The sequence below is a fragment of the Intrasporangium chromatireducens Q5-1 genome, from assembly GCF_000576575.1.
GTDB classification, from domain to species: Bacteria; Actinomycetota; Actinomycetes; order Actinomycetales; family Dermatophilaceae; genus Intrasporangium_A; species Intrasporangium_A chromatireducens.
In genome coordinates, this window is record NZ_AWQS01000161.1 from 1 (window position 1) to 8,972 (window position 8,972).

Annotated in this window: 11 protein-coding genes; 7 read left to right on the forward strand and 4 right to left on the reverse strand. The window is 70.6% G+C overall.

Annotation, left to right across the window (positions count from 1 at the left end):
- The 5 genes from N864_RS15800 to eda form a co-directional block, all read left to right on the forward strand.
- On the forward strand, positions 1-603 hold a 603-nt coding region (locus N864_RS15800), incomplete at its 5' end, for an ABC transporter permease (protein ID WP_034718909.1).
- On the forward strand, positions 600-1,598 hold the full coding sequence (locus N864_RS15805; protein WP_240474359.1) for a sugar kinase: 999 nt from the start codon (positions 600-602) through the stop codon (positions 1,596-1,598). The genes N864_RS15800 and N864_RS15805, both read left to right, overlap by 4 nt.
- Before the next feature lie 8 nt (positions 1,599-1,606).
- The gene (locus N864_RS15810; RefSeq protein WP_034718914.1) at positions 1,607-3,142 is read left to right on the forward strand and encodes a UxaA family hydrolase; all 1,536 of its coding nucleotides are present in this window, start codon (positions 1,607-1,609) and stop codon (positions 3,140-3,142) included.
- A complete protein-coding gene (gene manD, locus N864_RS15815; RefSeq protein WP_034718924.1) occupies positions 3,139-4,368 on the forward strand; it encodes a D-mannonate dehydratase ManD in 1,230 nt (409 codons plus the stop codon). Before N864_RS15810 ends, manD begins: the two co-directional genes overlap by 4 nt.
- Positions 4,358-5,005 (forward strand): bifunctional 4-hydroxy-2-oxoglutarate aldolase/2-dehydro-3-deoxy-phosphogluconate aldolase, encoded by a 648-nt coding sequence (gene eda, locus N864_RS15820; protein WP_051518679.1) that lies wholly within the window; start codon positions 4,358-4,360, stop codon positions 5,003-5,005. The genes manD and eda overlap by 11 nt, the downstream gene beginning before the upstream one ends.
- Before the next feature lie 21 nt (positions 5,006-5,026).
- On the opposite strand, the gene N864_RS15825 is transcribed toward eda, so the two are convergent.
- The 3 genes from N864_RS15825 to N864_RS15835 form a co-directional block, all read right to left on the reverse strand.
- Complete coding sequence (locus N864_RS15825) at positions 5,027-5,455, reverse strand: VOC family protein (protein WP_034718927.1); 429 nt, start codon at positions 5,453-5,455, stop codon at positions 5,027-5,029.
- An 81-nt stretch (positions 5,456-5,536) separates the two neighbouring features.
- Entirely contained in the window at positions 5,537-5,806 is a 270-nt protein-coding gene (locus N864_RS15830) for a hypothetical protein (RefSeq protein ID WP_034718929.1), read from the reverse strand.
- Between the two features lie 160 nt (positions 5,807-5,966).
- On the reverse strand, positions 5,967-6,692 hold the full coding sequence (locus N864_RS15835; protein ID WP_240474360.1) for a GNAT family N-acetyltransferase: 726 nt from the start codon (positions 6,690-6,692) through the stop codon (positions 5,967-5,969).
- A 105-nt stretch (positions 6,693-6,797) separates the two neighbouring features.
- Between N864_RS15835 and N864_RS15840 the strand changes: the two genes are divergently transcribed.
- Both N864_RS15840 and N864_RS15845 read left to right on the forward strand, forming a co-directional pair.
- Positions 6,798-7,271, forward strand: a complete 474-nt coding sequence (locus tag N864_RS15840) for a GNAT family N-acetyltransferase (protein ID WP_034718932.1) — start codon at positions 6,798-6,800, stop codon at positions 7,269-7,271.
- A 131-nt stretch (positions 7,272-7,402) separates the two neighbouring features.
- Positions 7,403-7,621, forward strand: a complete 219-nt coding sequence (locus tag N864_RS15845; RefSeq protein ID WP_034718935.1) for a hypothetical protein — start codon at positions 7,403-7,405, stop codon at positions 7,619-7,621.
- 161 nt (positions 7,622-7,782) lie between these two features.
- On the opposite strand, the gene N864_RS15850 is transcribed toward N864_RS15845, so the two are convergent.
- Complete coding sequence (locus tag N864_RS15850; protein WP_051518678.1) at positions 7,783-8,817, reverse strand: serine hydrolase domain-containing protein; 1,035 nt, start codon at positions 8,815-8,817, stop codon at positions 7,783-7,785.
- Positions 8,818-8,972: the final 155 nt, after the last annotated feature.

Genomic DNA, 8,972 nt, shown 5'->3' on the forward strand with positions numbered 1-8,972 from the left:
GTCGTGCTGTCCGTCCTCATCGGGGTGCCGGCCTCCTACGTGCTCGCCCGGCGCAACTTCCCCGGCAAACGACTGGTCAACCTCGCGTTCCTCCTGCCGATCCTCATGCCGCCGATCACCTACGGCATCCCGCTCGCGACGGTGCTCTACAAGTTCAACCTCGCGGGCAACATCAGCGGCGTCATCCTGGCAAACCTCGTCCCGTGCGTGCCGTTCGTGATCCTCACGATGACCCCGTTCATCGAGCAGATCGACCCGACGATCGAGCGGGCCGCCCGGATGTCGGGCGCCCGGACGATCTCGATCTTCACCCGGATCCTCGCTCCCCTGCTCGTGCCGGGGATCCTCGCCGCGTCGATCCTCGTCCTCGTCCGGACGGTCGGCATGTTCGAGCTGACCTTCCTGACCGCCGGCCCCGACTCCAACACCCTCGTCGTGGCCCTGTTCAACTCGATGAACGCGGCCGGCATCCGGGCGCAGCAGTCGGTCGACGCAATGGCGGTGATCTACATGCTCATCATGGCGGTCCTGCTCGTGACGGCCCTCCGGTTCGTCAACCCGACCCAGCTCGTGGCGCAGGTCAAGGAGGAGCAGGAAGCGTGACCACCGCGGGTTCGCCGGAACGCCCTGACCGTATGCCGCTGAGCCGGCCTCTCGTCGTCGTGCTCGGTGAGGTGCTCGTCGAGCTCTCGTCCACCGAGCCGTTCGCGGCGGGCGGGAGCCTGCGGCTCGGCTTCTCCGGCGACGCGCTCAACGTCGCCGCGGCCGCGGCCGCCGGCGGAGCCCGGGCCGTCCTCATGTCCCGGGTCCCCGACGACGAGCTCGGTGAGGCGCTCGTGCTGCGCTGCGCCGAGCTGGGCGTCGACACGAGCGCCGTGGTCCGGTCCCCGGGCCACCACGGGGTCTACTTCACCCACGCCGACCCGCTGGGCGCCCGGCAGTTCGCCTACGCCCGGGCCGCCAGCGTCGGGGCGAGTCTGTCACCGGACGACCTCGACGCGGACCTGCTCGCCGACGCGGACGTCGTCGTGACGAGCGGGATCACCGCTGCGTTGTCCGGCTCCGCCCGCGAGGCGGTGCGGCGGGCGGCCACGCTGGCCCGCCGGTTCGTGTACGACCCGAACTACCGGCCCCGGCTGACGACGGCCAGCGCCGCGGGGGACTTCCTGCGGGAGATCGCCCCGCAGGCCGAGGTCATCACGCCGTCCTGGCCCGGCGAGACCACGGCGCTGCTCGGTCTGCCGCCCGATATGCCACCGCGGGACGCCGCCACGGCGGCGCTCGAGCTGGGCAGCCGCGCCGTCGTCCTCACGTGCGGCGCTGACGGCGCCGTCGTCGTCCAGGGTGACCGGGTGCACCAGGTGCCGGCGCCGAGGGCGGCGGTCGTCGTCGACCAGACCGGTGCCGGCGACTGCCTGACCGGCACCATGGCCGCGCGCCTCGCGGCCGGTGACTCGCTGGACGAGGCGGTCCGGCTCGGTGCCGCGGCGGCCTCGCTGTCCGTCTCCGGCCAGGGCGGGACCGGGCACGTGCCGACCCTCGACGAGACCCGCCGAGCCGCCCAGAGCTCCGACCTGCCTGCCACACAAGGGAACTGAGAGACGAGATGAACCACCAGCTGCTCCTGCTCGCTCCCGGCGACGACGTCGCCATCGCCCTCCAGGAGCTCGCTCCGGGCGCGACCGCAGCGGCAGGTGACGGGCCGAGCGTCACCGCGGTGAGCGGCATACCCCGTGGTCACAAGGTCGCCCTGCGGGACCTGCCGGCGGGCACGCTCGTACGCAAGTACGGTCACATCATCGGCGTCACGACCAGTGCCGTCCGTGCCGGCGAGCACGTCCACGTGCACAACCTCGCGATGCCCAAAGGGGCGAGCGCCCTGGCGTCCGGCGGCGGGCAGCAGACGGCGACGACGGCGCTCCCGGCCGACCTGCGTCGCACCTTCATGGGCATCCCCCGCTCCGACGGCCGGGTGGCCACCCGCAACTACGTCGGCGTCCTAACGACGGTGAACTGCTCGGCCACGGTCGCCCGGCAGGTCGCTCGGCGCACGGAGGACATCGTCGCGGCGCTGCAGCCCGAGGGTGTCGACGGCGTCGTCGCGCTGACCCACGGCACCGGCTGCGGCATGGCGGACTTCGGTGAGGGCTGGGACCTGCTGCGTCGCACCCTGCAGGGCTATGCCCGGCACCCGAACATCGGCGCGCTCGTCGTCATCGGACTGGGCTGCGAGGTCAACTCCGTCACCGGCCTCGTCGACTCGATCGGCGCCGACGCGACGATCCCCATCGAGCACTTCACGATCCAGGACGTCGGGGGCACCGCGGCCGCGATCAGCCAGGGCGAGAAGCTCGTCACCGGACTGGCCGAGGACCTGCGCGGCACCCGACGGACCGAGGTCGGCGTCGAGCACCTCGTCCTCGGCCTCAACTGCGGCGGCTCCGACGCGTGGTCTGGCCTCACCGCCAACCCGGCGCTCGGCGTCGCGAGCGACCTGCTCGTGGCCGCGGGCGGCACGAGCGTCCTCGCCGAGACGCCCGAGATCTACGGCGCGGAGCAGATGCTCGTCGAGCGCGCCGCCGACCCGGCCGTCGGCGAGGCGCTGCTCGAGCGCATCAGGTGGTGGGAGCACTACACGACGTCGCAGGGCACGACACTCGACGGCAACCCCTCACCGGGCAACAAGGCGGGCGGCATCACGACGATCCTCGAGAAGTCCCTCGGGGCGGTCGCGAAGGGTGGGCACAGCCCGCTCGCGGCGGTCTGCGGCTACGCCGAGCCGATCCCGACCCCCGGCTTCGTCTTCATGGACACCCCCGGCTACGACCCGGTCTCCGTCACCGGGCTCGTCGCCGGCGGGGCAAACCTCATCTGCTTCACGACCGGCCGGGGGTCGGTCTTCGGCAGCCGGCCCGCGCCGACGGTGAAGCTGGGGACGAACTCCGACCTCGCCCTGCGGATGGCCGGCGACATCGACCTCGACTGCTCCGGCGTCGTGGAGGACGGCGTGCCGGTCGAGGAGATGGGCCGGCGGGTCTACGACCTGCTGCTCGACACCGCGTCCGGACGGCGCAGCTTCAGCGAGGAGCTCGGCCTCGGCGGCGAGGAGATCGTCCCGTGGCAGGTCGGGGCGGTGCTGTGAGGATCGAGTCGGCCGAGGTCGTCGTCACGAGCCCGGGCCGCAACTTCGTCACGCTGCGCCTCACGACGGACGATGGACTGGTCGGCCTCGGCGACGGCACCCTCAACGGGCGCGAGCTCGCCGTCGCGTCCTACCTGCGCGACCACGTCGCGCCGCTCCTCGTCGGGCGCGACGCACACCGGATCGAGGACACCTGGCAGCTGCTGCACCGCGGCGCGTACTGGCGACGCGGACCCGTCACGATGACGGCGATCGCCGCCGTCGACGTTGCCCTCTGGGACCTCAAGGCGAAGGCGGCGGGCATGCCGCTCTACCAGCTGCTCGGTGGCGCCTCGCGGAACGGTTTGCTCGCCTACGGGCACGCGTCCGGACGTGACACCGAGGAGCTCTTCGACTCGATCCGCCACCACCTCGACGAGGGCTTCCGCGCGATCCGCGTGCAGATCTCGATCCCCGGGGTGGGCAGTGTGTATGGCGTGTCGTCCGTCCGCGCGGCCGGTGAGCGGGCCGACCACTACGAGCCGGCCGTCCGGGCCGGGCTGTCGATCGAGGAGGGCTGGGACACAAGGGCTTATCTGCGGCACGTGCCGACGGTGTTCGAGGCGGTGCGCTCGGAGTTCGGTGCCGAGCTGCCGCTGCTGCACGACGGGCACCACCGGATGACGCCGATCCAGGCCGCCCGGCTGGGCCGCGACCTCGAGCCCTACGACCTGTTCTGGCTCGAGGACTGCACCCCGACCGAGGACCAGGAGGCCCTCCGGCTCGTCCGGCAGCACACCGTCACCCCGCTCGCGATCGGCGAAGTCCTCAGCTCCGTCTGGGACTACCAGACGCTGCTGCGCGAGCGGCTCGTCGACTTCGTCCGCTCGTCGGTCACCCACACGGGTGGGATCACCGGCCTGCGCCGGCTGCTCAACCTCGCCGCACTGCACGGGGCCCGCTCGGGCATGCATGGTGCGACGGACATCTCCCCCGTCGGCATGGCCGCGGCGCTGCACCTCGGGCTCGCGATCCACAACTTCGGCATCCAGGAGTACATGCCCCACCCGGACGTCACCGGCGCGGTGTTCCGGACGTCGTTCGCCTTCGCGAACGGCCTGCTGCACCCCGGCGACGAAGTCGGTCTCGGCGTGGACCTCGACGTGTCGGCCGCGGACCGCTTCCCGTATGAGCCGGCGTACCTGCCAGTCGCCCGACTCGCAGATGGGACCGTCCATGACTGGTGATCCGCAGGCACGGCTCGAGGCGCTGGGCCCGATCCCGGCCGTCGTGCCGGTCGTGACCATCTCCGACGGCGTCGATGCCATGTCGCTGGCCCGCGCCCTGTGCCGCGGCGGCCTTGATGTCATCGAGGTCGTCCTGCGGACTCCCGCGGCGCTCAGGGCGATCGAGCGGATCGCGGCCGAGGTCCCGGAGGCCCGCGTGGGAGCCGGGACAGTGACGTCGCCGGAGCAGGTGTCCGCCGCGCGGCGGGTGGGGGCGACATTCCTCGTCCTGCCGGGATCGCCTGGGCGGCTCGTGGACGCGGCGCTCGACTCCGGCCTGGCTGTCCTCCCGGCGGCGAGCACGGTGACCGAGATGATGACGCTCGCCGAGCGTGGTTTCCGGACCCTCAAGTTCTTCCCCGCCGAGGCGGTCGGCGGGGTCCGGCTGCTGTCGGCGGTCGGTGCACCCCTGCCGGGGCTGCGGTTCTGCCCCACGGGTGGCGTGTCGGTGGCGAATGCGCGCGACTACTTGGCCCTGCCGAACGTGCCCTTCGTCGGGGGCTCCTGGGTTTGCCCCGGCGACGCTCTCCGCGATGGGGACTGGGCCCGGGTGGAGGCCCTCGCTGCCGAGGCTGCGTCGCTCTCGCCCGGCACTTGATCGGATGCTGACACGGCCGCGTCAGGTGAGGTTGTACGCCGTGGCGTGGTGAGGCTCGTAGAGCAGCATGTCGTCGGCGCCGGGAACGTGGAGGAGAACCCCTCGACCGAAGCCCATCTCTCGCGCCTCACCGGCGAAGCGGGCTCCCCTCCCGGACAGGTCGGTCACGGTCGCATCGAGGTCGTCGCACATGATCGCAATGGAGTGATGCCTGGGCGAGCTGTAGTGCTGACCCTCATGCTGGCCGGCGGTCGGGTGCACGCCGAGCTCACTCGGGCCGGTCGCGAAGATCAGCCACTCGGCCGGGTCGTGCCCACCTGTCCCGGTGCCCGTCCCAGCGTCGCCCCGGTCGCCCTCCGACACGAACCGCCACCGCAACACGTCCTTGAAGAAGGCCCGAGTCGCCGTGGCGTCGTCGGAGTAGACCAGCGTGTGGATCGCAGTGATCATCCTCGACCGTAGCGCGCACGGACTCACTTCGGGTGGACGCAGCTCCAGCAACACAACTCGGCGCAGCTCGGCACGGCGTGGTCAGGGCCGGCTGCCTCCGCCGACCACTCTGCACTCACCGTCCAGCTGCTTGAAGGAGTAGAACCAGGTCACGCGCCCGGCCTCGATGGAGCCATCGGCGCTGCCGCTCGTGGTCACGCTGGTGGCGTGGATGGCCCCGCCCTCCGTCGGCGTCGCGGGCTCGCTGACGGGTGCGAAGGCCTTGACTGCAACGGAGCCGCAGAGGTCGCCGTTGCCCGTCGTGAAGGACGCGGCCGCCAGCTTGCGTGCGGTATCGCAATCCCCGGCCACGAGCGATCGGAGCTACGACTCCAGGACTGTCTCCCTCGGGGCGTCCGGCTGCGGGACGGAGACTGACTCCTGCAGTGACTTCTGGCAGCCGGCAGTGATGCCAGGGTTGAGCAGTACGACGGCTGCTTTCGCGAGTCGCTGCCGGATCGACCAGAAGTGGTCATCGCGTCGGTCGAGGCGCTACCGAGGGACTCGTTGTCCCCGGTAGGGACTGCACCGGCTCGGAGGACGGCTCCCCCTCTCGCCTGAGCAGCCCGAACACCCAGGAGTCAGAGACGTCGCCGTTCACGACGCAGTCTTCGCGCAACGTCCCTTCGCGGACGAACCCGAGCTTCTCCAGCACACGAGCGGATGCAACGTTGCGGGTATCCGTCTCGGCCTGGACGCGATTCAGATCCAACGTGTCGAACGCCCACCGGAGCAGAGCGCCCGCCGCCTCCGTCGCGTAGCCGTGGCCCCACGCCGCCTCGGTGAAGCAATAGCCCAGTGACGCGCTTCGGTAGTCCGGGTTCCACTCGCTCAGGTGGCACCATCCGATGAACGCCCCGTCGGAGGGACGATCCACGGCCACCCGCGCCCCCGTACCCTCTTCGGCCATCCCCCGGCACGCCTTGATGAAACGCTCGGAGCGCCCGCGCTCGCTCCACGGCGGCGAGTCCCAGTAACGCAGCACATGGGCATTGCTCTGCAGTTCGAAGAGGTCGTCGTCATCCGTGGCGGCGAAGGGGCGCAGTCTGAGGCGACGAGTCAGCAGCGTGGGGGTAGGCAACATGCGCGTCAGGTTCCTGTCCAGTCGTTGGCTGTCCGCCAAACATCCTGTGTTGTTCATTCGCAATGCCATTTCTCGGCCGACGAGCCACACAAACGGAGCGCTCGTCTGCAGCATCAGGATGAAAGATACGGTCCGTGTCGGAGGGAAGGACGGACATCGCCTCCTCGCCGCCGACCTCCACGTCGAAAGACGGAGTACGGAGCAGGGCATCATGGCGGCATGGAGACTCTCGATGTCGACGGCCGTCGGTTCACAGCCGCGCGGGCGACGGCAGCCGACCTCCCTGCGATCGTCAGTCTCCTGGCAGATGACGTCCTGGGCGCCGAGCGGGAGTCCAAGCAGCTGGAACCGTATGAGGCGGCGTTTCGCGAGCTCGACTCCGATCCGCACCAGCTCCTCATCGCCGTCCGGGACGACGACGGCGCCATTGTCGGGACCATGCAGCTCACGCTCATTCCCGGGTTGGCCCGTGCGGGAGCGAAGCGGCTCCTGATCGAGGCCGTCCGCCTGGCACCTGCCACGCGAGGGTCCGGCTTGGGCACCGCGCTCTTCGGCTGGGCACACGACTATGGGCGGGCGCACGGCGCGACCTTGGCTCAGCTGACCTCTGACAAGACGCGCGCGGACGCCCACCGGTTCTATGCACGTCTGGGCTATATCGCCAGTCACGAAGGCTTCAAGTCGGCCCTCTAGCCCTTGGCTGCGCTCCCCGCCGTGTCCGTCAGAGACCGGTGACCCCTTGCGGTGTCAACCAGACGTAGCCGCCCACGATCTCGCGCCCGAGGGAGCGGGCGTCTCGCAGCGACGGCTGATTGTCCGGGTGGATGGGTCCCCCGCAGGGTGTCACGAGAGCCGGCGGGCAGTTCCGCTACGAGGCGCTTCAGGACGGCGGCCGCGAGGCGACGTCCTCGATGAGCGTTGTCCAGGGGGATCTCTTGGACGACGCAGCCCGTCATGCCGTGGTCGTCGTCGCGGCGGGCAGTGACGATGGCGGCGGGGTCTCCACCCACTGTCACCTCGAACAGCAGGCGGGGATGCGCTGACGGCTGTCGCTGAGACCAGTATCCCCGATCGGGAGGGACTCCGGCCCTAGCTCAGCGGCATACCTCTTGGCCCGGCTCGCGTGGGCGGGCTCGTTCCCACCGGGAGGTGCTCGTGGACGAATGCCTCGGCCTCGGCTGCTCCTGCTCGGCCCTTGTCTGCTTCAGATGGCGGAGACCAGCAAGGGCCAGACGTGCTTGAGCATCTCTTCACCGTTGCAGAGGGCGACCAGCGTCAGATCCCGGTCCGGGATGTGCCGAGCCATGGTCTCGACACCGGGGTCGCCACCGCCGTGTCCGAAGCCGCCGTCGGCTCGAAGGTAGAGGCCGTAGCCGTAGGAGACTCCTCCTGCGACGTCGACCTGGTGGGTGCGCATCTGGGTGCTGAGGCCGTCGCCGAGCAGGTCGCCGGACGCGATCGACCTGAGGAAGCGGTCGAGGTCGCGGGGGGTGGCGTGGGCACCGCCGTCGCCGTTGCCGACCACCGGGATGGAGAAGATGTTGCTGCGCGCTCCTGCCGGGTCGCCGGGGTGCCGCTGGTAGCCGACCGCGACGTCCGGCACGGGCTCGTCGGACCGAAAGTAGCCGGCTGACGCCATGCCAGCTGGTCCGAGGACGCGCTCGGTCACGGCTGACGTGAAGTGCTGGCCCGTGACCTGCTCGACGATGGCACCGAGAAGCACGAAGCCGGCGTTGTTGTAGTGGAACTCGGTGCCCGGTGGCGCGACGGGCGGGGCGTCGGCGTAGAGCGGCAGGAGGTCGTCGGGCCGTTCGATCCGGTACATCGGCACCTGTCCCCACAGTGCGCCGTAGTCCTCGACGTAGCCGGGCAGGTCCTGGTCCTCTTCTGCGTAGTCGCCGATGCCCGAGGTGTGAGTGAGCAGGTGGTGCACGGTGACCTGGTCCGACAGGCTGCGCGGCCTGCGGCGGGCTGGCAGCAGGTCGGCCACTCGATCCGGGATGCCGAGCAGGCCGTCGCGCACACAGCTCAACACCGCGGCAGCTGTGAATGGCTTGGACAGCGACGCGAGGCCGAATCGGGTGTCCGGGTGGATCGGGGTGGCGGTCGCCCGATTGGCCAGGCCGGCGCAGACCTCGAGGAGCGTTCGCTCGCCCTCCACCACCAGGACGCTTCCCGTGAAGTGGTTCTCCTCGCCCAATCCGGCCAGGGCACCGGCCACCTCGTCCCATGTCGCCATGGCCGGACCATAGCGGGGTCGGGTGGATGAGGGATGACGGGGACAGAAGCGGAACGCGGTGCCGTCCTGTCGATGGACGAGTCGCTCCGAGATCTCGCCAAGGCGAACCTGGGGAGGTCCTCGCCGAAAAGGGGCTCTCCTGACCCATCCGTGGG

Excerpts from the sequence above, each read along its gene's own strand:
- N864_RS15850 (WP_051518678.1), bottom strand. The coding sequence starts at position 8,817 with ATGGCGACATGGGACGAGGTGGCCGGTGCCCTGGCCGGATTGGGCGAG.
- N864_RS15825 (WP_034718927.1), bottom strand. The coding sequence starts at position 5,455 with ATGATCACTGCGATCCACACGCTGGTCTACTCCGACGACGCCACGGCG.
- N864_RS15840 (WP_034718932.1), top strand. The coding sequence starts at position 6,798 with ATGGAGACTCTCGATGTCGACGGCCGTCGGTTCACAGCCGCGCGGGCG.
- eda (WP_051518679.1), top strand. The coding sequence starts at position 4,358 with ATGACTGGTGATCCGCAGGCACGGCTCGAGGCGCTGGGCCCGATCCCG.
- N864_RS15835 (WP_240474360.1), bottom strand. The coding sequence starts at position 6,692 with ATGCTGCAGACGAGCGCTCCGTTTGTGTGGCTCGTCGGCCGAGAAATG.
- N864_RS15845 (WP_034718935.1), top strand. The coding sequence starts at position 7,403 with ATGGGTCCCCCGCAGGGTGTCACGAGAGCCGGCGGGCAGTTCCGCTAC.
- N864_RS15810 (WP_034718914.1), top strand. The coding sequence starts at position 1,607 with ATGAACCACCAGCTGCTCCTGCTCGCTCCCGGCGACGACGTCGCCATC.